The 21,413-nt window shown below is 58.9% G+C and carries 21 protein-coding genes and 1 tRNA gene; 9 read left to right on the top strand and 13 right to left on the bottom strand.

Annotated elements, in window-relative coordinates; genetic code table 11:
• Positions 1 to 230: 230 nt before the first annotated feature.
• Positions 231 to 4,955, bottom strand: coding sequence for a glutamate synthase large subunit (gene gltB, locus J2X43_RS21650; protein WP_310297118.1), 4,725 nt, complete (start codon positions 4,953 to 4,955; stop codon positions 231 to 233).
• Between the two features lie 537 nt (positions 4,956 to 5,492).
• Between gltB and J2X43_RS21645 the strand changes: the two genes are divergently transcribed.
• Positions 5,493 to 6,545 carry a low specificity L-threonine aldolase gene (locus J2X43_RS21645; protein WP_310297116.1) on the top strand — a complete coding sequence of 351 codons (1,053 nt, stop codon included), beginning with the start codon at positions 5,493 to 5,495 and terminating at the stop codon, positions 6,543 to 6,545.
• A gap of 7 nt (positions 6,546 to 6,552) precedes the next feature.
• Here the strand turns inward: J2X43_RS21645 and J2X43_RS21640 are convergent, their stop codons facing one another.
• A complete protein-coding gene (locus J2X43_RS21640) occupies positions 6,553 to 6,681 on the bottom strand; it encodes a hypothetical protein (RefSeq protein ID WP_310297113.1) in 129 nt (42 codons plus the stop codon).
• Positions 6,682 to 6,887: 206 nt separating this feature from the next.
• Here J2X43_RS21640 and J2X43_RS21635 point away from each other — a divergent pair, with 206 nt between their 5' ends.
• Positions 6,888 to 7,325: a BA14K family protein gene (locus J2X43_RS21635; protein WP_112385537.1), complete on the top strand. Its 438-nt coding sequence runs from the start codon at positions 6,888 to 6,890 to the stop codon at positions 7,323 to 7,325.
• A 42-nt stretch (positions 7,326 to 7,367) separates the two neighbouring features.
• On the opposite strand, the gene J2X43_RS21630 is transcribed toward J2X43_RS21635, so the two are convergent.
• Positions 7,368 to 8,225 (bottom strand): LysR family transcriptional regulator, encoded by an 858-nt coding sequence (locus tag J2X43_RS21630; RefSeq protein WP_112385538.1) that lies wholly within the window; start codon positions 8,223 to 8,225, stop codon positions 7,368 to 7,370.
• A gap of 92 nt (positions 8,226 to 8,317) precedes the next feature.
• Between J2X43_RS21630 and J2X43_RS21625 the strand changes: the two genes are divergently transcribed.
• The gene (locus tag J2X43_RS21625) at positions 8,318 to 9,322 is read left to right on the top strand and encodes a bile acid:sodium symporter family protein (RefSeq protein WP_310297105.1); all 1,005 of its coding nucleotides are present in this window, start codon (positions 8,318 to 8,320) and stop codon (positions 9,320 to 9,322) included.
• An 82-nt stretch (positions 9,323 to 9,404) separates the two neighbouring features.
• Here J2X43_RS21625 and J2X43_RS21620 read toward each other — a convergent pair whose 3' ends face one another.
• Positions 9,405 to 9,872 (bottom strand): Hsp20 family protein, encoded by a 468-nt coding sequence (locus J2X43_RS21620; RefSeq protein WP_310297102.1) that lies wholly within the window; start codon positions 9,870 to 9,872, stop codon positions 9,405 to 9,407.
• A 418-nt stretch (positions 9,873 to 10,290) separates the two neighbouring features.
• Between J2X43_RS21620 and J2X43_RS21615 the strand changes: the two genes are divergently transcribed.
• On the top strand, positions 10,291 to 11,265 hold the full coding sequence (locus tag J2X43_RS21615) for an alpha/beta hydrolase (protein ID WP_310297099.1): 975 nt from the start codon (positions 10,291 to 10,293) through the stop codon (positions 11,263 to 11,265).
• A gap of 3 nt (positions 11,266 to 11,268) precedes the next feature.
• On the opposite strand, the gene hisN is transcribed toward J2X43_RS21615, so the two are convergent.
• Together hisN and J2X43_RS21605 are read right to left on the bottom strand one after the other, a co-directional pair.
• Entirely contained in the window at positions 11,269 to 12,042 is a 774-nt protein-coding gene (gene hisN, locus J2X43_RS21610; protein WP_112518087.1) for a histidinol-phosphatase, read from the bottom strand.
• A gap of 248 nt (positions 12,043 to 12,290) precedes the next feature.
• Entirely contained in the window at positions 12,291 to 13,172 is an 882-nt protein-coding gene (locus J2X43_RS21605) for an N-formylglutamate amidohydrolase (protein WP_112385543.1), read from the bottom strand.
• 188 nt (positions 13,173 to 13,360) lie between these two features.
• On the opposite strand from J2X43_RS21605, the gene cpdR1 reads away from it, so the two are divergent.
• Positions 13,361 to 13,723: a response regulator CpdR1 gene (cpdR1, locus tag J2X43_RS21600; RefSeq protein WP_003542883.1), complete on the top strand. Its 363-nt coding sequence runs from the start codon at positions 13,361 to 13,363 to the stop codon at positions 13,721 to 13,723.
• An 84-nt stretch (positions 13,724 to 13,807) separates the two neighbouring features.
• A tRNA-Val gene (locus J2X43_RS21595) sits at positions 13,808 to 13,882 on the top strand.
• Between the two features lie 77 nt (positions 13,883 to 13,959).
• On the opposite strand, the gene J2X43_RS21590 is transcribed toward J2X43_RS21595, so the two are convergent.
• From J2X43_RS21590 to J2X43_RS31145, 4 genes are all read right to left on the bottom strand, one after another.
• Complete coding sequence (locus tag J2X43_RS21590) at positions 13,960 to 15,087, bottom strand: site-specific integrase (RefSeq protein ID WP_310297094.1); 1,128 nt, start codon at positions 15,085 to 15,087, stop codon at positions 13,960 to 13,962.
• A gap of 196 nt (positions 15,088 to 15,283) precedes the next feature.
• The gene (locus tag J2X43_RS21585) at positions 15,284 to 15,508 is read right to left on the bottom strand and encodes a hypothetical protein (RefSeq protein ID WP_310297091.1); all 225 of its coding nucleotides are present in this window, start codon (positions 15,506 to 15,508) and stop codon (positions 15,284 to 15,286) included.
• Entirely contained in the window at positions 15,496 to 16,017 is a 522-nt protein-coding gene (locus tag J2X43_RS21580; protein WP_310297088.1) for a hypothetical protein, read from the bottom strand. The genes J2X43_RS21585 and J2X43_RS21580 overlap by 13 nt, the downstream gene beginning before the upstream one ends.
• Before the next feature lie 39 nt (positions 16,018 to 16,056).
• Positions 16,057 to 16,242 (bottom strand): Arc family DNA-binding protein, encoded by a 186-nt coding sequence (locus J2X43_RS31145; RefSeq protein ID WP_405049628.1) that lies wholly within the window; start codon positions 16,240 to 16,242, stop codon positions 16,057 to 16,059.
• 120 nt (positions 16,243 to 16,362) lie between these two features.
• Here J2X43_RS31145 and J2X43_RS21575 point away from each other — a divergent pair, with 120 nt between their 5' ends.
• The 3 genes from J2X43_RS21575 (at position 16,363) to J2X43_RS21565 (ending at position 18,731) form a co-directional block, all read left to right on the top strand.
• Positions 16,363 to 17,004: an Arc family DNA-binding protein gene (locus tag J2X43_RS21575; RefSeq protein ID WP_310297085.1), complete on the top strand. Its 642-nt coding sequence runs from the start codon at positions 16,363 to 16,365 to the stop codon at positions 17,002 to 17,004.
• A 316-nt stretch (positions 17,005 to 17,320) separates the two neighbouring features.
• A complete protein-coding gene (locus J2X43_RS21570; protein WP_310297082.1) occupies positions 17,321 to 18,028 on the top strand; it encodes a hypothetical protein in 708 nt (235 codons plus the stop codon).
• A gap of 313 nt (positions 18,029 to 18,341) precedes the next feature.
• Positions 18,342 to 18,731, top strand: coding sequence for a hypothetical protein (locus tag J2X43_RS21565; RefSeq protein ID WP_310297079.1), 390 nt, complete (start codon positions 18,342 to 18,344; stop codon positions 18,729 to 18,731).
• A 330-nt stretch (positions 18,732 to 19,061) separates the two neighbouring features.
• Here the strand turns inward: J2X43_RS21565 and J2X43_RS21560 are convergent, their stop codons facing one another.
• From J2X43_RS21560 to J2X43_RS21550, 3 genes are read right to left on the bottom strand one after another with little or no spacing between them, the layout of a single operon-like run.
• Positions 19,062 to 19,562, bottom strand: a complete 501-nt coding sequence (locus tag J2X43_RS21560) for a hypothetical protein (protein ID WP_310297076.1) — start codon at positions 19,560 to 19,562, stop codon at positions 19,062 to 19,064.
• Positions 19,555 to 19,911, bottom strand: coding sequence for an STAS-like domain-containing protein (locus tag J2X43_RS21555; RefSeq protein ID WP_310297073.1), 357 nt, complete (start codon positions 19,909 to 19,911; stop codon positions 19,555 to 19,557). Before J2X43_RS21555 ends, J2X43_RS21560 begins: the two co-directional genes overlap by 8 nt.
• A gap of 2 nt (positions 19,912 to 19,913) precedes the next feature.
• A complete protein-coding gene (locus J2X43_RS21550; RefSeq protein WP_310297070.1) occupies positions 19,914 to 21,008 on the bottom strand; it encodes a hypothetical protein in 1,095 nt (364 codons plus the stop codon).
• Positions 21,009 to 21,413: the final 405 nt, after the last annotated feature.

Below are 21,413 nucleotides of genomic sequence, written 5' to 3'. Positions count from 1 at the left end.
CCAAGACCCAGAGGTCCCCAATACCAGTAGGCGAGTCCCACGACCGCACCCAGGGCTATAAATTCGGTTCTCAGGTCGCCGCCGAGAAAGGATGTCCCGGCGCTAACTGCGACGGCGAGGCATAAAGATGAGACAGAGTGGAACAGTGACCATCGACTTTTCATCAGCGTCCTTTCCGGTATCTCATTGCCCCTCGTCAGAGCAGTTTTGGACCTAGCGATTCAAGAGCATTACTCCGCAGCGATACCCATCCGGGCGCGCTCCATTTCCTCAAGCGCACGACGGTACTCGACCGGCATGACCTTGCGGAATTTCGGGCGGTAGTCGGCCCAGCCGTCCAGGATCTGCTTGGCGCGGGTCGAGCCCGTGTAGTGCAGATGGTTGGAGATCAGCTGATAAAGACGCTCCTCGTCGTGCCGGGTCATGTCACCGGAGACGTCGACACGTCCCTTGTGCGCCAGATCGCCGCCGTGATGATGCAGCTTCTCCATCATGTCGTCCTCTTCCGGAACCGGCTCGAGTTCGACCATCGCCATGTTGCAGCGCTTGGCGAAATCGCCGATCTCGTCGAGAACGTAAGCCACGCCACCGGACATGCCGGCCGCGAAGTTGCGGCCCGTTGCGCCGAGCACGACGACAACGCCGCCGGTCATGTATTCGCAGCCGTGGTCGCCCACGCCTTCGACGATGGCGATCGCACCCGAGTTACGGACAGCAAAGCGCTCGCCGGCCACACCGCGGAAGTAGCACTCGCCCTCGGTCGCGCCGTAGAGAACGGTGTTGCCGACGATGATCGAATCTTCCGCAACGATCTTCGAATTCTCCGGCGGACGAACGATGATCTTGCCGCCCGAAAGCCCCTTACCGACATAGTCGTTGCCGTCGCCGATCAGGTTGAAGGTGATGCCGCGGGCCAGGAACGCGCCGAACGATTGTCCGGCCGTGCCGCGAAGCGTCACGTTGATCGTGTCTTCCTTCAGGCCGCGATGGTTATAACGCTTGGCGACTTCGCCCGACAGCATCGCGCCTGCCGAACGGTCGACGTTCTTGATATCGACTTCGAAGGCAACCGGGGTCTTCGAGGAGAGAGCCGGCTCCGCCTGCTCGATCAGCTTGCGGTCGAGGATATCGTCGATCGGATGCTTCTGGCGGGTGGTCCAGTAGGTCTCTTCCTTGGCGGCTTCGACCTTGTGGAAGATGCGGCTGAAATCGAGACCCTTGGCCTTCCAGTGCGCCAGCATCTCGTCCTTCTCCAGCAGCTCCGAAGCGCCGACGATATCGTCGAGCTTGGTGAAGCCGAGCGAGGCGAGTATCTCGCGCACTTCGTTGGCGACGAAGAAGAAGTAGTTGATGACGTGCTCAGGCGTGCCCTTGAAGCGCTTGCGCAGGACCGGATCCTGCGTCGCAACGCCAACCGGACAGGTGTTCAAATGGCACTTGCGCATCATGATGCAGCCGGCGGCGATCAGCGGCGCGGTCGCGAAGCCGAACTCGTCGGCACCGAGAAGAGCGCCGATGATGACATCGCGGCCGGTCTTCAGGCCACCATCGACCTGTAGGGCGATACGTGAGCGCAGACCGTTCAGCACCAGCGTCTGCTGTGTTTCAGCAAGGCCGATTTCCCAGGGCGAACCCGCATGCTTCAGCGACGTCAGCGGCGATGCGCCCGTACCGCCATCGAAGCCCGAGACCGTGATGTGGTCGGCACGCGCCTTGGCAACACCGGCCGCAACCGTGCCGACGCCGACTTCCGAGACAAGCTTGACCGACACGTCGGACGTCGGGTTGACGTTCTTCAGGTCGTAGATCAGCTGTGCCAGATCTTCGATCGAATAGATGTCGTGGTGCGGTGGCGGCGAAATCAGGCCGACACCCGGGGTGGAGTGGCGGGTCTTGGCAACCGTCGCATCGACCTTGTGGCCGGGCAGCTGACCGCCTTCGCCGGGCTTGGCGCCCTGAGCGACCTTGATCTGCAGCATGTCGGCATTGACGAGGTACTCGGTGGTCACACCGAAGCGTCCCGAGGCGATCTGCTTGATGGCCGAGCGTTCCGGGTTCGACGAACCGTCTGGCAGCGGCATGTAGCGGTCGCTCTCTTCGCCACCCTCGCCGGTATTCGACTTTCCGCCGATCTTGTTCATGGCGATCGCCAGCGTTGTATGCGCCTCGCGGCTGATCGAGCCGAAGGACATGGCGCCCGTCGAGAAGCGCTTGACGATATCGATCGCAGGCTCGACCTCATCAACGGAAACCGGCGTGCGGCCAAGCTGCTCCGCGCTCTTGATGTTGAAGAGGCCCCGGATCGTGTTCATGCGCAGCGCCGACGTGTTCACCATTTCGGCGAACTCGCGGTAGCGGTCCTCGGCATTGCCGCGAACAGCATGCTGAAGCGTGGCAACGGCATCCGGCGTCCAGGCATGGCTTTCGCCACGCATGCGGTAGGCATATTCGCCACCGATATCGAGCGTCGTCGCCAGCAGCGGATCCTTGCCGAAAGCCGATGTATGGCGGGCAACGGTTTCTTCGGCGATGGCCGAGAGATCGACACCTTCGATCATCGTTGCCGTGCCGAAGAAATACTTGTCGACCAGTTCCTGCTGCAGACCGATCGCATCGAAGATCTGGCCGCCGCAATAGGACTGGTAGGTCGAGATGCCCATCTTCGACATGACCTTCAGGATGCCCTTACCGACAGCCTTGATGTAGCGATAGACGACTTCCGAGGCATCGACTTCCTTCGGGAACTCGCCCTTGGCATGCATGTCGAGCAGCGTATCGAAAGCGAGATAAGGATTGATCGCCTCGGCACCGTAGCCTGCGAGCAGGCAGAAATGGTGTACTTCGCGCGGCTCGCCGGTCTCGACGACGATGCCGACAGAGGTTCGCAGACCCTTGCGGATCAGGTGATGGTGGACAGCAGCGGTCGCCAGCAGCGCCGGGATGGCGATGCGGTCGGGGCCGAGCTGACGGTCCGACAGCACGATGATGTTGTAACCGCCCTTGACGGCCGCTTCGGCACGCTCACAGAGGCGGTCGAGCATCTCGGGCATGCCTTCGGCGCCACGCTCGACATCATAGGTGAAGTCGAGCGTCTTGGTGTCGAAGCGGTCTTCCGTGTGGCCGATCGAGCGGATCTTCTCGAGATCGCCGTTGGTCAGGATCGGCTGGCGCACTTCGAGGCGCTTGGCATTCGCCATGCCTGTATGGTCGAGCAGGTTCGGACGCGGGCCGATGAACGACACGAGGCTCATGACCAGTTCTTCGCGGATCGGATCGATCGGCGGGTTGGTGACCTGCGCGAAGTTCTGCTTGAAATAGGTGTAGAGCAGCTTCGACTTTTCCGACATTGCCGAAATCGGCGTATCGGTTCCCATCGAGCCGACGGCTTCCTGACCCGTGGTCGCCATCGGCGACATCAGGATCTTGGTGTCTTCGGTCGTGTAGCCGAAGGCCTGCTGGCGGTTCAGCAGCGAGACGTCGCGGCGCAGCGCGCGCGGCTCCACCGGCTTCAGGTCTTCGAGGATCAGCTGCGTACGGTCGAGCCAGCTGCGATAGGGATGCTTGGTTGCAAGCTCGGACTTCACTTCCTCGTCGGAAACGATCCGGCCCTTTTCCATGTCGATCAGTAGCATCTTGCCGGGCTGCAGGCGCCACTTCTGAACGATGTCCTCTTCCGGAACCGGCAGCGTACCGGCTTCCGAAGCAAGGATGATACGATCGTCGTTGGTCACGAGGTAGCGCGCCGGACGCAGGCCGTTGCGGTCGAGCGTCGCGCCGATCTGCTTGCCATCGGTAAAGGCGACGGCAGCCGGGCCGTCCCACGGCTCCATCAGCGCCGCGTGGTATTCGTAGAATGCCTTGCGCTCGGCAGCCATCGACTGGTTTCCAGCCCAGGCTTCCGGGATCAGCATCATCACGGCATGCGCCATGGAATAGCCGCCGCGCACCAGGAACTCGAGCGCGTTATCAAAACAGGCCGTATCCGACTGGCCCTCGTAGGAGATTGGCCAGAGCTTGGAGATATCGTCGCCGAACAGTGGCGAGGACACCGAGGCCTGACGCGCCGCCATCCAATTGACGTTGGAACGCAGCGTGTTGATTTCGCCGTTATGGGCAACCATGCGGTACGGATGCGCCAGCTTCCAGGACGGGAAGGTGTTGGTCGAGAAGCGCTGGTGCACGAGGGCGACGGCGCTCTCAAAGCGCGGGTCCGCCAGATCCTTGTAGTAGGCACCGACCTGATAGGCCAGGAACATGCCCTTGTAGACAATCGTCGCCGACGACAGCGAGACGGGATAGAAATTGCTCTCCTCGCCATCGAACTCGTCATAGATGCGGTTCGAGATCACCTTGCGGAGCGTGAACAGCCGGCGCTCGAACTCGTCGTTCGTCGCGGCATCTTCGCCGGCGCCGATGAAGATCTGAACGTGATGCGGCTCCGTGGCGGCGATCTCGGGCGCCTTGGAGAGCGACGAGTTGTCGACCGGCACATCGCGGAAGCCGATCAGAACCTGACCTTCCTCGGTGATGACATCCTTGATCACCTTCTTGAAATGCTCGATCTGCGCTTCGTCGCGCGGCATGAAGATGTGGCCGACGCCGTATTCGCCAGCCTTCGGCAGGGTGATGCCCTGCTTGGCCATCTCTTCACGGAAGAAGCGATCAGGAATCTGCACCAGAATGCCCGCGCCGTCGCCCATCAGCGGATCAGCGCCAACGGCACCGCGGTGCGTCAGGTTTTCGAGAATGAAGAGACCGTCCTTGACGATCTGATGCGACTTCTGACCCTTCATATGCGCAACGAAGCCGACACCACAGGCATCATGTTCGTTGCGCGGATCGTAGAGGCCTTGCTTTTTCGGCAGCCCGGAGGCGAATTTGCGCGTTTTGGCCGTCGCGCGCGCATTGGCCGCAGCACTCTGGTCAAAACTCGTGGATGGCGTCTTCTTCGTCATCGTCTTCGCTCCTGTCAAAGCCCGCGGGGGTCGGCGGGCGGCCTTTCGTCATGCACCGTTCCCGATCTTAGGTCCGGCGCGTGACAGCGCTGTTGCATTGTGAAGATCGGCCGCATGCGCCCGCCAGAAGCGATCCGCCGCGCTCCGCGCCTGTCAGCCGCTTCCGCGCAACCTCAAAGGTCTTGCGCTCGTGCGGACTATAACGTGAAAGCCTGCAAAGGTCAGGACTTTCGGCACCTCTCCGGCCACGAAGGCCAAAATAGGACAACAACCCTGTCCTAATTCACAAGTTCTATGCCAGAATGACGGAGCTCCCGCAAGAGTGATAAATTAAAAAAACATCAAGTTTCGACCAAAAGTTACCCGAAACCACAATTAGGCGACATAAAATTACGCTCTTTTGCATTATTTTGTATATTGATTGCGGAAATCAGATTTCGTGATGTGTCTGATGGCTGCCGCTTGATCGGCCGCGGCAATGGCGTAATGTCCCTGCCGAACTTTACCCCTCCCCAAACTACCAAGTGCGGTCACATCATGTTTTTTGCTTCCGACAACTGGGCCGGTGCCCACGAGGCCATTGCCAAACGTCTTCTTTCAGCCTCCACCGGCTTTGCCGCCGCCTATGGCAACAGCGATCTCGACAAGAAGGTCGCAGCCCGCTTCTCCGAGGTCTTCGAGCGCGACGTCGCCGTCTTCTTCGTGGCAACAGGCACCGCCGCCAACTCGCTCTCGCTTGCCAGCGTGCAACGGCCGGGCGGCGTGACCTTCTGCCACTCCGAGGCCCACGTGATCGAAGACGAATGCGGCGCACCGGAATTCTTCGCCGATTCTGCCCGCCTGATCCCCGTCAGCGGCGAGGCTGGAAAGATCGACCCGGCGAAACTCTCGGCGAAGATCGCCAGCTTCCCGGAAGATGCCGTGCATCACGGCCGCGCCTCCGCCATTACCATCACTCAGGCGACAGAGATCGGCACCGTCTACTCGCTGCCTGAAATCGGCGAGATCTCGTCGATCGCCAAAAAGCGCGGCCTCCCGCTTCATATGGATGGCGCCCGTTTTGCAAATGCGCTTGTCGCGCTCGGTGCAACACCGGCGGAAATGACCTGGAAGCGCGGCGTCGATATTCTCTCGTTCGGCGGCACCAAGAACGGCTGCTGGTGTGCGGAAGCGATCGTCTTCTTCAATCCGGAGCAGGCCAAGGATATTCCCTTCATCCGCAAGCGCGCCGCGCAGCTCTTCTCCAAGTCGCGCTTCATCGCCGCGCAGTTCGACGCCTATTTCGAGGAAGAGCTCTGGCTTGGCCTCGCGCGCCACTCGAACGGCATGGCCGATCAGCTGCGTGCCGGCATCGGCGCCAGCAATTCCGCCCGCCTTGCCTGGCCGACGGCATCCAACGAAGTCTTTGCCGTGATCACCAAGGCCGCAGCCAAGACCGCCGAAAGCCGCGGCGCAAAATTCTATGAGTGGCCTATCCCGGTCGCCACCCCGGAACTCGTTGGCGACAACGAAACGCTGATCCGTCTGGTGACGAGCTTTGCGACGACGGAAGCCGATGTCGACGGCTTCCTGAAATGCCTGGCGGCATAAGACGGCATCAATTCTGATGTCCGAAGACGGCGGATTGCGGTGCACCCTGATCCGCCTTTTCTGCTTCGTGGCCGATCACCACGATCATCATCACGCAGGCAACCAGCCCGGATACGAATATTGCTCCATAAACCATCGGTCCGTTCTCCCTTGCCCCGAACGACGACCTTTAAGGATTGCTAAACTATCGGCCGAAATCTGACCAAACGCCTAAGCGACACGGTTGAGAGCGGCTTAAAGCGGCAAGCAGCCCGTTAACGTTTGCGTGAAAGCCTGCACAAATGTGTGGTCTCGCGGAACTTTCGGGCCGCCTTTCGATTTTACAGGCGAAAGGTGAAAATCATGAAAAAACTCGCAATCCTAGTCATTTCTCTCGCCACCGCCTTCACCGGCATTGCGCCCGCGCAAGCGTTCCCCGTGGTCAACATCGAGAAGCCGCAGCTGGCATCCGATATCCAGCAGGTGCGCAGCCCCAGAATTGTCCGCCACCGCAACTGGAACAACCACCATTGGAACAATGGCCGCTACCACTCGAACTATAACCGCCGCTACTATCGCGACGGCTACTACCATCGCCATAACAACAATGCCGGCGCGATTATCGGCGGACTTGCAGCCGGTGCGATCATCGGCGGCGCATTGAGCGCTGCGTCGCAGCCGCGCTACTATGGCGGCAACTCGCATACCCGCTGGTGCGCCGACCGCTACCGTTCGTACCGGGCTTCGGACAACACGTTTCAGCCCTATAATGGCCCCCGCCAGCAGTGCGTAGGCCCATAACCGGAACAACAGAAAACCCCGCCGATCCGGCGGGGTTTTTCTTTAGCTGCTTGACCGCAAGCTGCGGACCTTGCCGAGGATGTCTTCGGAAAGCGCCGAGACCAGAGCGCGGTCGGCGCCCTTGCGTGGAACGAGCACGAATTCCACATCCTCGAGCACCGGCAGCCGACCAGGCGAAATTTCCTTCAATCCTGACGGTGCCATGCTGCGCGGTTGCACCAGCACCCCCATTCCGGCACGCGCCGCCGCCGTAAGGCCGCTGAGGCTGCCGCAGGTGCAGACGATCCGCCACGCCACCTGCGTCCGCCCCAGTGCTTCCAGCGCGATGCTGCGGGTGACGCTTGGCGCCGGGAAGGCGATCAGCGGCAGCGGGTTCTGCGCCATGATATGCTCGGGATCACGCGCCAGCCACACCAGAGGCTCGCGGTAAACCAGCTTGCCGCGCGCATCCCCCAGCCGGCGCTTCGCAAGCACGAGGTCGATCTCGCCATTGTCCTGCATCTCATAGAGCGCACCAGAAAGAGCAACGGTGAGCTCCAGATCGACGGAGGGATGCGAGCGGACGAAATCTTCCAGCACCGCCGGGAGCTGGCTGGTGACGAAATCCTCCGAAACGCCGAGCCGCAACTTGCCGCGCAGACTGTTGCCGCGAAACAGAGACTGCACTTGCCCCTCGATCGAAAGCATCGCCCGGGCATGCGACAGCAGCGCCTCACCGTCTCCAGTCAGCACCACCTTATGCGTATCCCGCGCCAGCAATTTCCGGCCGACCGACGTTTCAAGCCGCTGAATATGCTGGCTGACCGTCGATTGCCCAAGCCCCAGGCGCTCGGCAGCCAAAGTGAAACTGCCCATCTGTTCGACGGCGACGAAGCTGCGCAACTGGGTAAGATCGAGCATTATAATCTCAATTCATGATAACTGTTATTCCTTGCATCCTGAATCATAATGGATGACAAAACAATGAACTTAGAATTGCCCGGGACCAGATCATGCGCCGCTTCCTGCCAGATACTTTCACGATCCTCCTCGTCTGCACCGTTATCCTCGCGTCGCTGTTTCCGGCGGACGGAGCGTTTGCTGGTTACTTCAGCATTGCCACGGATTTGGCGATCGCCCTGTTGTTCTTCCTGCACGGCGCGCGTCTTTCCCGCGACGTGGTGATCGCCGGCGTGCTGCACTGGCGTCTGCATCTGGCGATCCTGCTGACCACCTTCGCGCTGTTCCCGCTGCTCGGTATCGCGATCGGCTTCATCCCCGATACGATCCTGCCGCAGCCGCTCTATCTCGGCATTCTCTTCCTCTGCGTGCTGCCTTCGACGGTTCAGTCCTCGATCGCCTTCACCTCGATGGCCGGCGGCAATGTTCCGGCAGCGATCTGCTCGGCATCGGCATCGAACATCTTCGGTATGCTCCTGACGCCGCTGCTCGTCGGCTTGCTGTTCTCTGTCGGCGGCCATGGCGGCTTTTCTTGGGATGCGCTGGAGCAGATCATGCTGCAGCTGCTGCTGCCCTTCGTGCTCGGCCAGGTGTTGCAGCCGTGGATCGGTGACTGGATCCGCTCGAAAAAGAAGATCCTGATGCCTGTCGATCGCGGATCGATCCTGATGGTCGTCTACGTGGCCTTCAGCAAGGCCGTCGTCGAGGGTCTCTGGCATACGTTCTCGATCGGCGATATCGCCGTGGTCATCGTCCTCGATATGCTGCTGCTGGCGCTGGTGCTTGCGATCACCATGTACGGAAGCCGGGCGCTCGGCTTCAACAAGGCCGACGAGATCACCATCACCTTTTGTGGCTCGAAGAAGAGCCTGGCGAGCGGCGTTCCGATGGCCAACGTCATCTTCGCCGGCCAGTCGATCGGCGCCATCGTGCTGCCGCTGATGCTGTTCCACCAGATCCAGCTGATGGCCTGCGCCGTCATCGCCCAGAAATACGCGGCTGCCGCCGCAAAGCGGGCCAGCGCCAAGGAGCTCGAGGAAGCGGCAAGTCCGGCCTGACCGGCAAGTCCGGCACGCAATCAACAAAAAAGCGGCGCTCCACCGGAGCGCCGCTTTTCTTTTCAGTCCTGGGAGGGATTGATCAGTTGGTGACCTGAGCCTCGATGGCCTTGGGCGCGTTGACCGCCTCGGCGGCAATCGCAATCTTCCGGGGCTTCATGGCTTCAGGAATGCTGCGCAGAAGATCGATGTGCAACAGGCCGTTCTTCAGCGAAGCAGCAGTGACCTCGACGTGATCGGCAAGCTGGAAGCGGCGCTCGAAAGTGCGCTTGGCGATGCCGCGATAGAGGAATTCGCTGCTGTCGGCAGCATCTTCGCTTTTTTCGCCCTTGACGGTCAGGGCGTGCGCCTGGGCTTCGATCGAGATTTCAGTTTCATCGAAACCGGCAACCGCCATCGTGATACGGTAGGTGTTCTCACCGGTGCGCTCGATATTGTAGGGCGGATAGGTCTGGCCCTGATCGGGCTGAGCAAGGCTGTCGAGCATCGTGAAAAGACGATCGAAACCGACGGTGGAACGGTAGAGGGGAGAGAAATCGACGTGACGCATGGTGTCCTCCTTGGGAAGCGACGAGTTGCGAAAAACATGTCCCCGAAACCCCATATTCGGCAGCTTCGGAGCGGTTCGGCAGGCCCTTCCGGCGCCTGCAGAATTCAGATGGTGATCGATTTTCCGGAGTTCAAGTGCCGCCGATCAGACCGGTGAACCACGCATGAACGCCCGGTTCGGTATCGGTTCAGCCGCCCTGTCCTAGAAATCCAACCGTCGGGTAATCAAACTGGCCCGATGGCTGAAGTGCATCGTCCCTTCTTCTTCAGTCCGACTATGGACCGGCGTCGGGCATCCCTCTCGCCCCGCCGGTCTCTTTTTCCTGCAGGGTTGGCTGCCGGACGATCTTTAAGAGTTGATTTCAGCCTCGCGTGCATTATCCCCTACAATGGACGTTCATCGAGCAGCGGCAAATTCCATGGACCAGGTTCTCATCTCGACTCCAGACAATCCGGCCCCAGAGAACCGGACCGAGGGCTATTTCGAGACCTTTGACGGGCAGCAGTTGCGCTATGCGGTGTTTCGCTCCAGCGCCTCCGTCGCCAAGGGCACGGTCGTGCTGCTGCAGGGCCGCAACGAATATATCGAGAAATATTTCGAGACGATCCGCGATCTGACGGCGAAGGGCCTCTGGGTGGCGACCTTCGACCTGCGCGGCCAGGGCGGCTCGCCGCGCCTCGTCAAGAAGCGCCAGCACGGCCATGTCCGGCGGTTTTCGGATTATGAGCGCGATCTGGACATCTTCCTCGAGAAGATCGTGCTGCCGGACACCCGCCTGCCCTTCTACATTCTGGCGCATTCCACGGGAGCGCTGATCGCGCTTTCCGCCGCACCGTATCTGTCGACGCGCATCGAACGCATGGTCCTATCGGCACCGTTCATCGGTCTGATCGGCCAGGCTGCATCGGCCTCGACTATCCGTAGGCTGGCTTCCGCTGCATGCAGCGTCGGCTTGGGCACCATGGCGCTGAGCGCCAAACTGCGCGAGCCCGAGTTCCGCGACAACCCGCTGACGTCAGATGAGGTCCGCTTCGAGCGCAACGCCGCGATGATGCGCAATCACCCCGAACTGACGCTCGGCCCGCCGACTGCCCGCTGGCTGGTCGAATCCTTCAAGACGATCGACAAGGTGATGACGCCGAACCACCTGTTCTCCATCACCATTCCGACCGTTGTCATTGCCCCCACGCGTGACGGCGTCGTGCCCTATATCGCCCAGGAGCGCCTGTCGCGCTATTTCCGCGCCGGTCAGCTGGTGCCGGTCAACGGCGCCCGTCACGAGATCTTCCAGGAGCGCGATGTCTATCGCGCGGCCGCCCTTGCCGCCTTCCACGCCTTCATCCCCGGCAGCGATGCCGAGGCGATACAGGAAGTCGAAGCGATCGGCACCTGACGCCTAGCGCTGCAGGATGGCGATCGCCTGTTCGTAGACAGCCCGGCTGCCGGCGGCGATAATCGAACCGCCGTTTTCCGGCCGCCCGCCGTCCCAGGTCGTCATGATACCGCCCGCCTTCTCGACGACGGGAATGATGCCGCCGACGTCGTAGGGCTTCAGGCTGTTTTCGATCACGAGATCGATATGCCCGGCCGCAAGCAGCGCATAGGCGTAGCAATCGCAGCCATAGCGGAACAACCGCACCTGGCTTTCGATCTCCCGGTACTTGTCCATATCGCTGCCGGTGAAGAGATGCGGCGAGGTGGTAAACAGGATGGCGTTGGAAAGCGCATCACAATCGCGCACCTTGAGCTGCCGGTCGCCTTCCGGCCCGGTGTAGAACGAACCGCTCTGGTCGGCGAAATAGCGCTCTCCGGTGAACGGCTGCTCGATCATGCCCATGATGGCTTGGCCATTCTGTTGCAAGCCGATCAGCGTGCCCCAGACGGGTACGCCCGATATGAAGGCGCGCGTGCCATCGATCGGATCGATGACCCAGACATATTCCCGGTCGAGACCGACGCTGCCGTGCTCCTCGCCCAGGATACCGTGTTCAGGATAATGCGCCTCGATCAGCTTGCGGATCGCAGCTTCCGCCGCCTGGTCGCCTTCGGTGACCGGGTCGAACCCGCTGGCGAGCTTGTTGGTGACATCAAGGCCGGAGCGGAAGCGCGGCAGCGTTTCGGCCTTGGCCGCTTCGGCCAGACGATTGAAGAACGAGCGGTCGGGGAGCATTGGCGGATCCGTTTCTGGCCTCGGGATTGGCGCTTTTCATAGCGAAACTGCGTTAAAATGCAAACACTTCAGGCAATCGATCTTTATCTGCCTAATTATTTTGCACTGCAATATTTTGCTTGACGATTGTGCAGCGCAATAGTAGCTTCTTCTTACAGTCTTCTGACTGTAAATACCCTCCTTGGGTGTTTCCTCCCTAGACTTAGCCGCGCTGCAGAGCGCGGTTTTTTTTGAGTATTACCAGGGAGTTATTCGGCCGCCAGCGCCGTATCGTCGGCAAAACGCTGCACGTAATCCGCCATCTGCCGCATGAAGCTCGTCACCGCATTGGCAATCACCGGGAAATCAGCCCGCTTTTCCAGCGTGACCTCATCAACGTAGATCGAGCGGTTGACCTCGATCTGCAGCGCATGAAGGCCCCGCGACGGGCGCCCGTAATGCTCGGTGATGAAGCCGCCAGCATAGGGCTTGTTGCGAATGGCCGTGAAGCCCATCTCTTCGAAGATACTGATAGCAGTGCGCGACAACTCGGCGGAGGCCGACGTTCCATAGCGGTCGCCGATGATGAAATCCGGCCGCTGGTTGCTGCCGGCAACCCGCACGTTTCCAGGCATCGAATGGCAATCGATCAGCACACCGAAGCCGAACTGCACATGGGTACGGGCAATCAGCCGCCGAAGTGCGGCGTGATAGGGCTTGTAGACGCTCTCGACGCGATCAAGCCCTTCCTGGACCGGAATGCGCCGCGCATAGATCTCCATGTTTTCGGCGACGATGCGCGGGATGGTCCCTAGACCGCCTGCGACGCGCAGCGAATTGATGTTCGCATAGGACGGCAGAAGCCCGTCGAACATTCGCGGATCGAGTTCATAGGGTTCACGGTTAACGTCGAGATAGGCCCGCGGGAAGTTTGCGAGCAGCAGCGGCGCACCGAGAAGGCTCGCCGCCGAGAACAGTTCATCGACGTAGTGATCCTCCGAGCGGCGGATCGAAATGCCCTGAAGACGCGACTGAGCGATAAATTCCGGTGGATAAATGCGGCCGCTATGGGGGGAATTGTAAACGAAGGGAATGGTCTGCGACACGGGCTCACGTATCTCAAAAAGCTCGTATTCGCGGATTTCAGGCACCTTCTACCCTCTTAACCATGTCGTTCGAGGCTTGCTTGCCCCATGTTGCCAGTTGCCCGGCCGCAAGTCCATACTATGTACAGGGGATGACAGCCACGGGTGGTCACTTCACCGGTTGTTTACCGGGGAAGGACTAGTGTATTGGCTGGAGCCTCCCGTAAAAATTCATCTCACCAGCGGTCTGGATAATGACTCAGAAGATACTGCTTGCAGAAGACGACAACGACATGCGCCGCTTCCTCGTGAAGGCGCTCGAAAAGGCAGGCTACAAGGTTCTGTCCTACGACAACGGCGCAAGCGCCTATGACCGGCTCCGCGAAGAGCCCTTTTCGCTTCTGCTGACCGACATCGTCATGCCTGAAATGGACGGCATCGAACTCGCGCGCCGCGCGACCGAACTCGATCCGGACCTCAAGGTCATGTTCATCACCGGTTTTGCTGCCGTGGCACTGAACCCTGATTCGAAGGCACCGAAGGATGCAAAGGTCCTTTCCAAGCCTTTCCACCTCCGCGATCTCGTCGACGAAGTGAACAAAATGCTTGCCGCATAAGGCTTGCAGGCGTCAGGTCACAAAACTTCAAAAAAGCCTATTGACGGCCCCAAAGGTTTTGTGATCTATGCGCCGCCATCGGATGGGCGTGTAGCTCAGCGGGAGAGCACTACGTTGACATCGTAGGGGTCACAGGTTCGATCCCTGTCACGCCCACCATCCGATCCCCTTGTTCCGTAAGGGGAATTCGCCAAGTCCAAGTTTGGTGATTTTCTGTCTGACATAGCCTTGCCCATTTATTGCCCACGAAACCGCCGTTTGGCGGCTTTCAGGAAGTCCGGGTGATGATGCCCATAGACTTTGCGGATCATGTTCTCTGAAGTGCCGGAGAAGCCCGCCACCTCCCAAATCGGATCGCCCCGCTGCATCATCCAGGTCACGCACGTGTGCTTGAGGATGTGAGGCGTAACGTCCTCGCCGAGCCCGGCCAGTTCCCGTGCGCGGGCAAAGCCTTTTCGCTCTTTCAGGATAAGTCGGCCGTGATACTCGACAGGGCCGACAGCAGTCAGTCGCCGCCAGCGCTCGACGTGCGGCACGAGGTTTCCGGGAATTGGCACCGGCGGACGGCGCTTGTTCGTTTCCCGCTCGCCCTGCCCTCGCCGGTAGAGGATGCCGTGGTGGATATCGAACCAGCCACCAGCTGAGTTGACGCCCCACCGAAGCCTCAGGATCGCTTCGTGTCGTGTTGCCGAGTACAGACCTATCAGGATGAACCTGGCGACATGATAGGAGGGGCGAAACATCCGGCCCCACTTCACCGGCCGTCGCGTCTCTATGTCCAAGGCCGTGACTGTTATACCAAGCGCGCCAGCGATCAGGCTGGCAGCCTCCTGACGGGTTAGCCAACGCTCCCGCGGAGGCGCCTTGTTGGGCAGCGTCACCGGCACCGGGACAACAAGCTTCTTTTCCTTGAAGGCGAATGTCAGAGCAGCCCCGAGCGTTTCCAGCTCGCGACCTGCGGTGCCCTCTTTGACAGAGCGCTTTCCCACCTTGCCTGCTACACGCGCCGCCACATATGCGCGGCAGCTTGCGCCATCCACGAAAGCGCAATTCTGCGCGCCAAAAAAATCGAGGAGATGCACCACGTGAAAACCGACCAACTCCGGATGAGCCATCTTCGGCGCGCGTTCTGCGCTGTAGAAGAGTAGCACGTCAGCAATCATCACCTCGTGAGGCTCTCCCCGTTTCCAGTCTGGTTTGTGCTTTTCAGCGAGGTAGGTTTCGAGGAAGCGATCAGCGCCAGCGCTGTCATCCTCGCCGCATCCTGTGCTGACCTCAATTGATCCGTCGAGGATGCCCCATACGGATGGCCGGCCCTTTCGCTTGCGGAGATATTTGCGGGCCCCGATTGATTTGCGCGGCATCTGTCCCTCATGCGCTTGATGTCGTTCATTGTCGTGTAAACGCGGCGGCCGAAGCGTTCGAACGCCAGAGTTCCGCGCTCGATCTCGCGCTTCAGTCCATCGGCCGTCATCGACCCATCCGGAAACGCCAGCGCCGCCGCCACCTTTAGGGAAAGAGGCGCGTCGTCCTCGACGCGCCCGATTTCAGCGATTGACTTCATGTCGCCTTCCTCGCCGTGCTACGGCCCTCTTCGAGCAGCGTCCTGACCCGCTCCAATCGTGCCTGGCAGTCGTCGGCAATGCGGTCGAGGGCATTCGCGTCTTCGCGGAAATCAGCATCAATGCCGTTGATCGCCAGATGTAGCGCATGAAGATACGTCAGCGCCATTTCGAGCTGATCGACGCAATCGAGGAAGTTGAATTCGACCTTCATTCGGTCCATGTCGGCACCTCCCCGACCTTTCTGACGAAATTTGTGACCCATCTTTCAAAGTCATCCCAGCCACCATCGTCACAGCGGGCGCGACCAAAATAGTGAGAATAGCCAAGGGAGTTTCCTGCTAGCGATATCACGGGCTCTTCGCGAACAAGGTATTCCCATATCGAGCCATCCACGCTCACCAGGTAGATCCCATCGCCATCAAACGGCTGGAACGTCACATCACCCTGCAAGCAAAAGCGAAAAGACCCGTCTTGGCGGGCGCTGTAGAACTCCGGGTGCAACTTCGTCGTCGGGTGCATGCGCTGGAGGATGTCGCGCAGCTGAGCGACACAATTCTCGAGCTGCTGCTCATCGGTGGGCTGCGGTAACCGGAAAGTCTTCTCGGCTACCGCAGCGCTCGCCGCTACCGGCAATGTTGCGGCGGCGCTAGCGGCGGCGATCTGGAAGAGTTTGCGGCGGGAGACGACACTTGCGCCCCGGCCACCATTTGCGTTATGGTCCGTCTGCATTTGATACCTTTCAGGTGTTAGAAAAGGCTCCGTCGGTTCCTACGCCGAGACGGAGCCTTTTTCGTTGTAATGCCTGTTATCGTTCTGCACTGCCTGCTGCAGATGGTAGATGATCTCAGAATTCATGGACCTGAGGTTACGGTCAGCCGACTGCTTAACCTGATCTCGAAGTCCCTCTGGCAGCCTCACCACGAACTGATCTGCGCCACGCGAAGCCGGTTTCATCGTCGATTTCTCCGTAATAGTAAATTACTACCGTACAAGACTCATAGTTATTTACTATGATTGTGTCAATCGCGAATGGTAGTTATTTGCTATGATGGGGCGCAGACGATCGGAGTGATAATGGCTAGGGGCGATTTTCCCAGTACAAAGCAAGCGCAGTTCAATCTTCGGCTTCCAGATGGGATGAGAGATCGCATCGGCCACGAGGCCAGCCGATCCGGTCGTTCAATGAACGCCGAAATCGTTGCCCGCCTCAGCTTCACGTTGAACAGTGATCTCGGCGATCGTGAAGAATTGAATGAGAAAATAAATCGCTACCAGCTGCATATGCGGGAATACATCCAGCAAATCGCCCAAGCGATAACATTGAAAAACAGCTACAAGTTTGCGCTTGAGCACGCTGAAAGTTCTAACCGACAAAATTCCATTTTTCTCGAATCACTTTGCCATCTGATTGCTGCAGACCCTGACGTTCCCAGCCACTTGCGCGAATTCGCGACCAGAAGTCTCGAAAGCTTTTCGTTCCATGAAGAGGCCGAAACCACAGAGCCGGAAAAGCTTTCGTCGGAGATTGGAGACACCGAAGATGAACTGCAGAAAATCATCAAGGACGTGAAGGAAAACGCCGCGGAGCGCGCAGCAAACGATCCTTGGACGCAGGCTTTCGGCAATAACGGAATCTATACCACGGTCGATATTTCACAACGTGACGAACGCCGAATCCCTGACGCAGCGCATGAGGAAAAGGCAGAAGAAGAGTAGAGCCCGCGAGAGAACGGGTTGAAAAAGTGAAGCAGCGCAACCGAGACAAAAAAGCTGCAGTTGCAGGGGCGTCTAAGAAGCAAGTCAGTTAAATGCCCGAGGTTCGGGCTTTCCGGTGGAGAAAATTCCCAACCACCAGTTCGCCAACTTGGCGATCTGATTTCGATGGGTCGGCAGATTTGCGGACCCTATCAAGTCGCCAACTTAGCGACCTGAAACGCGGTGGAACAGCTCCCCCGCCTTTTTTTGAGCAGTCGCCAACTTGGCGAACCCTGATCAGCAAACGACAGTTTGTCGTCCGCTAAAGGAGGTTGGAGTGAGTTCGGAAGATTCCACTGGGAAAGACGCTGGCGAGCTTGAAGAAGCAAAACTGTCGTACGAGGAGTTTGTTGCTGACATCAGCAAGAAGCTCGCCGTGGCCGAGAAGCGCCTTGATCTACCCGCAGGCACACTGGCGGAGTTTTATCGTGAACCGGACTACATTTTCGTCATTAAGATCATTGCCGCCGCAGAGCCGATCGTCAACGAACTCATTGAAGCTGGCATGAGTCGAAGCTCTGGAGGTCTTGGCGGACGCTCGAACAAGGAAATGTTCGCTCCGATCGCGGCGTTCGCAACGGACAAGCTGCCTCTGTCAGGGCGCGCCAGCAAGATCGAGTTGGCGCAGCGCCTGGAAATGATCAACGACGACGACATCGATTTCTTAGAGACGATCGCTGTAATTCGGAATCGCTACGCCCATAACATTCGCAACGCGAGCAGGCCGCTTGTAGACCTTTTGAAAGAAGCCTCCAGTCACAATGCAAAGATCTCCAGGAAGCTTCTCTATGGCATGGATGTAACATTCAGTGAGCTACCTAACGGCTTCTGCAAAGTGCTAATTGGGTGGGGTTTCTCCGTGTTTCTTGAGCATGCCGAGGAGCGCCTACATGTACCGAGCGGCGGCCTGTTTGGCCTACTTGCGCCGCTGCAGAGCGACGAAACTGTCGATTATTCTGCGTGGAAAAAAGAGCCTAAGCGATGACAAACCATTCCGCCACCGCGCGGCGGGATCGATCTCTAGTTAACTTGAGCTGCAAAATGCTTCATGGATTGCCCCTCTTCGCCACAGACACTGAAATCGCAACTGCGGTCGTCGGCGAGAAGCGAGCGGCCGAGTGGGTATCGAAGGCCCTTCCAGCTCTAGAGAAGCTACCTGGCTTCCCGAAAATCGACGCACTTCATGGCGGCCGGCCGGTTCCCGTGCTCAACCTCTTCTATGAAAACTATCTTCGCCTTCCGTCTGCAAAAGGCCTGCCGGATGGCGTTGAGGGAGAGTGGTCCCCAAGGAGAACAAAATGAGCCGAGGGAGCTTCCGCCAGGCCGATATCGAGCGGCTTCTGCGCGCGGCGCGAAATGAACACGCGGTTGTCCAGCTCGATCTGAAAACCCTCATCGCGACGATTATCCCGATGGCTGACGACTACAGCGCTCCTCAAGTCTCCACCATGTATGCGCCGGATGGCAAAGAGAACTGGGATGACGACGAGCTCGATCGCGAGCTGGAAGAATTTGAACGGCGAAACGCTGCACTTCCGCTACCCAAACAAAGTCGGCAGGCAAAAGCCGCCGCACGGAAAAAGCTTCAAGCTCCCGAGGATCGCGCACTCGATCGACTGCTTGCGACGGCCTCCAAGCAGCAAGATGAGAAGGCCGAACGGCGTAAGGAAGCGCGCAGGAAGACGTGAGAACCGCTAGCGATTTGAACGGTTTCGGTGGGGAAATTCCCCACCGCGCGAGCCGCAGGGGGCGGCAAATTTGCGGACCCGATCAAGTCGCCAACTTGGCGACCTGAAACGCGGTGGAACAGCTTCCCCGCCTTTTTGAGGGGTCGCCAACTTGGCGAACCCTCATCAGCAAACGACAACTTTTCGCCCGCTGCAGCCACCAACGCAAACGGACTTGCAAATCTGCAGACCCGTGATTAGATTCGCCAACTTGGCGAACCTACGGACAGATTGTCCCCCAAAGCACCACCTGCGCGCTTCGGCGCGAAAAGCATGCCGGGGATGCGACGGTCAAAATAGCGGTAGTTTGAACAGGCGCACAAGCCAGAGCGGCAGCAGCCGCTTCAACGAGATAAGATCGCGGCGGATTTCCCGGAGAAAATGGATGAGGGCTGCGGCACGGTCATATATCTCGATTGCGCGTGCAGCATCGATATCTTGCCGGCTACTTTCAAACTCGCCACCCGTCGCCGCGGTGAACAAGTCAATCGAAAGAAGCTGATAGCGACGTTGAGACAAGCGGCAAATCCGGCCAATCTGCTCGTAGAGAAGGGTGGTTGCTGCATGAGATGCCCTGACCTTAGCTGCGGCCGCACGCTCCTTCTCCGCCCTGTCGGGAACGGTCAGCCAGTAATCTTGCGAAACGTCGCGAAATTTTTCGATGTCTTTTATGTGCTCGTTGACGAGCGACACATCTTCGGCGCGCGCGACACGATACTGCTGCAAGAACCAACCCAGCAACGCGCCCGCGACAAGAAAGAAAAGTTTCCCTTCTGTGTCAGCATCAAGCATGGACGGCGTCTATCGGCTCCGGTTTGGCTTCGTCGATGTAGTTCCAGATGCTGTCGCGAAAGATCGCTAGATGTGGCTTTGAACAGGTCACGACCAGATAGTCGGCGAGGTCCTGCTTGCTGAACAGCCCCTTTCGGACCAGCCCCGCAAACGCCTCCTCAAGGAAGGATGACCCGAACGTCCTCACCCCATCAATATCAATTTCCACCCTGGAGACGCCGCCGTTGCGCGCAGACAAAAGTGCCGGGAGAAGAAATTCCTGCCGGAACCTCTCCCCGTTGTAGCTGCCGTCAGCGGGGTATCTCCCGGACGGATAAGCGCTGAATTCCTTAGCGAGATCGATCTGCATGACTATTGAACCATCTCAACGCGCGAAAGTTCCACCTTCCACTCGACCAGAGTGCCGCCAATTGAGTGCGGAAAAGATCCGGAGCGGAAGCGGCCGTTCGTGTCGCGGAGACACCATCCCCCGCGGCTCAGCACAGCCATACTACCACGGCCCACGCGCTCTATGGTAGAGATCATTTGAGGTAGCCCTTTTCCGCGATATTCCTTGTCGGTTCTGGATCCACCGTATTTCATAGCCGCCCGTATGTAGGTTCCGTCATTCTGAAATTCAAATGAGCCGGTCTGCTTCAATGTCCGGCCGAGGTAGTTCATAACCTCCTCGCGTCGGCTGATGCGGGGGTAGGTGATCGGAATTGTTATACCCTGATCGTAAACCACAACCGTTAAGGAATTATCGCGCCTATCAGCGGTTGCCGAAACCCACAGGCGGCCAACGTGTGGATAATCCGGTTGATAACCAGCCGGATAGGCGTGGTTAGTAACGTTGCTGATCGCCTCGCTCAAGCCGGTCAGTACGTCGATCATCACGCTCTCTGGAATAGCATGGACGGGCAACATGAACTTGCCGAGCGCCTGAAGCGCGTTATCGACCTTTGCGAGATCATCGGCATTCTTCATGCTAACAATCCTCATCGTCCGGGTGTCGCCCTCTTCGATCACCACATCCGGCCGCTCGGGGGATATTCCCACAATTTCGAAGAAACCGATCTGGTAAAGTTTGCGGAAGACATCGTCATTCCAACGGTGCAGGTCGACGGTGTAGGGAATCTCCAGAGACATCATTCGCAAGCGCTCATATTCAGCAGCCAAGACGACGGCGGCATTCGTCGAGATCGATTTCGGCGACGAAAAATCGAAATAGCCGCGAATTTGAGGCAGGCGGTTGCGACGCCCACGTTGGAGCAGTCTAGTCTTTGCCTTGACCGTTGACTGCGCACCCTTGCGCAATCGCTCAACGAACTCCATCGAGGCCCGCGTATGCGTCAGGAAGCAAAGATTTTGTGGTGGTCTGACGGCCTTGCCAGTACAGATTGCCCACTCCGGCTCACCACCTTGCCAGATCATCACCCGGTGAGAACTAGGTCCATAGTGCGGCATTGGCCGTGGCCTTCTACCGTAGCTCCTCTGTCGTCGGACTTCATTTCGCGCCCTGTACAGCAACCAACGCTTTCTGTTCAAAGTGAGTTTCTTCAACGGCTACGATCTCAAAATGATATCAGGTGCCGCCTGGTTTTTGACGCGTGGCGGGGCGCGACCGGCATAGCACTTTCAACTCTTTCTTGTAAAATCTATTCGCTGCTTCGCGCGATCGAGCGAGGCCACTTTGCTAGCGACCGCCGCGCTCGTTTAGCCACGGTGGGGCGGCACAGGGAAGCAAGTTTGCCGACCCGAAGGTGGCTCAATTGGAAGATGAGGCAGAGCACAGAGAGCGTGACCATAACGAAGGCATGAAGGCCGTCCGCGCGCTCTGTAGTGACGTTGCGTCTCGGCTGGGCACAGAAA

The sequence above is a fragment of the Rhizobium sp. BE258 genome (assembly GCF_031457345.1).
In the GTDB taxonomy this organism is placed as follows: Bacteria; Pseudomonadota; Alphaproteobacteria; order Rhizobiales; family Rhizobiaceae; genus Rhizobium.
This window is presented reverse-complemented; position numbering and strand designations above follow the sequence as displayed.

What these genes read in the sequence shown, in the direction of transcription:
- J2X43_RS21630 (WP_112385538.1), bottom strand. Translation starts at nt 8,225, where the DNA reads ATGCTCGATCTTACCCAGTTGCGCAGCTTCGTCGCCGTCGAACAGATG.
- J2X43_RS21565 (WP_310297079.1), top strand. Translation starts at nt 18,342, where the DNA reads ATGAGCCGAGGGAGCTTCCGCCAGGCCGATATCGAGCGGCTTCTGCGC.
- J2X43_RS21590 (WP_310297094.1), bottom strand. Translation starts at nt 15,087, where the DNA reads ATGCCGCGCAAATCAATCGGGGCCCGCAAATATCTCCGCAAGCGAAAG.
- J2X43_RS21575 (WP_310297085.1), top strand. Translation starts at nt 16,363, where the DNA reads ATGGCTAGGGGCGATTTTCCCAGTACAAAGCAAGCGCAGTTCAATCTT.
- J2X43_RS21640 (WP_310297113.1), bottom strand. Translation starts at nt 6,681, where the DNA reads ATGGTTTATGGAGCAATATTCGTATCCGGGCTGGTTGCCTGCGTGATG.
- J2X43_RS21620 (WP_310297102.1), bottom strand. Translation starts at nt 9,872, where the DNA reads ATGCGTCACGTCGATTTCTCTCCCCTCTACCGTTCCACCGTCGGTTTC.
- cpdR1 (WP_003542883.1), top strand. Translation starts at nt 13,361, where the DNA reads ATGACTCAGAAGATACTGCTTGCAGAAGACGACAACGACATGCGCCGC.
- J2X43_RS21645 (WP_310297116.1), top strand. Translation starts at nt 5,493, where the DNA reads ATGTTTTTTGCTTCCGACAACTGGGCCGGTGCCCACGAGGCCATTGCC.
- gltB (WP_310297118.1), bottom strand. Translation starts at nt 4,955, where the DNA reads ATGACGAAGAAGACGCCATCCACGAGTTTTGACCAGAGTGCTGCGGCC.
- J2X43_RS21625 (WP_310297105.1), top strand. Translation starts at nt 8,318, where the DNA reads ATGCGCCGCTTCCTGCCAGATACTTTCACGATCCTCCTCGTCTGCACC.
- J2X43_RS21580 (WP_310297088.1), bottom strand. Translation starts at nt 16,017, where the DNA reads ATGCAGACGGACCATAACGCAAATGGTGGCCGGGGCGCAAGTGTCGTC.
- J2X43_RS21615 (WP_310297099.1), top strand. Translation starts at nt 10,291, where the DNA reads ATGGACCAGGTTCTCATCTCGACTCCAGACAATCCGGCCCCAGAGAAC.
- J2X43_RS21635 (WP_112385537.1), top strand. Translation starts at nt 6,888, where the DNA reads ATGAAAAAACTCGCAATCCTAGTCATTTCTCTCGCCACCGCCTTCACC.
- hisN (WP_112518087.1), bottom strand. Translation starts at nt 12,042, where the DNA reads ATGCTCCCCGACCGCTCGTTCTTCAATCGTCTGGCCGAAGCGGCCAAG.
- J2X43_RS21585 (WP_310297091.1), bottom strand. Translation starts at nt 15,508, where the DNA reads ATGGACCGAATGAAGGTCGAATTCAACTTCCTCGATTGCGTCGATCAG.
- J2X43_RS21555 (WP_310297073.1), bottom strand. Translation starts at nt 19,911, where the DNA reads ATGCAGATCGATCTCGCTAAGGAATTCAGCGCTTATCCGTCCGGGAGA.
- J2X43_RS21560 (WP_310297076.1), bottom strand. Translation starts at nt 19,562, where the DNA reads ATGCTTGATGCTGACACAGAAGGGAAACTTTTCTTTCTTGTCGCGGGC.
- J2X43_RS21550 (WP_310297070.1), bottom strand. Translation starts at nt 21,008, where the DNA reads ATGCCGCACTATGGACCTAGTTCTCACCGGGTGATGATCTGGCAAGGT.
- J2X43_RS31145 (WP_405049628.1), bottom strand. Translation starts at nt 16,242, where the DNA reads ATGAAACCGGCTTCGCGTGGCGCAGATCAGTTCGTGGTGAGGCTGCCA.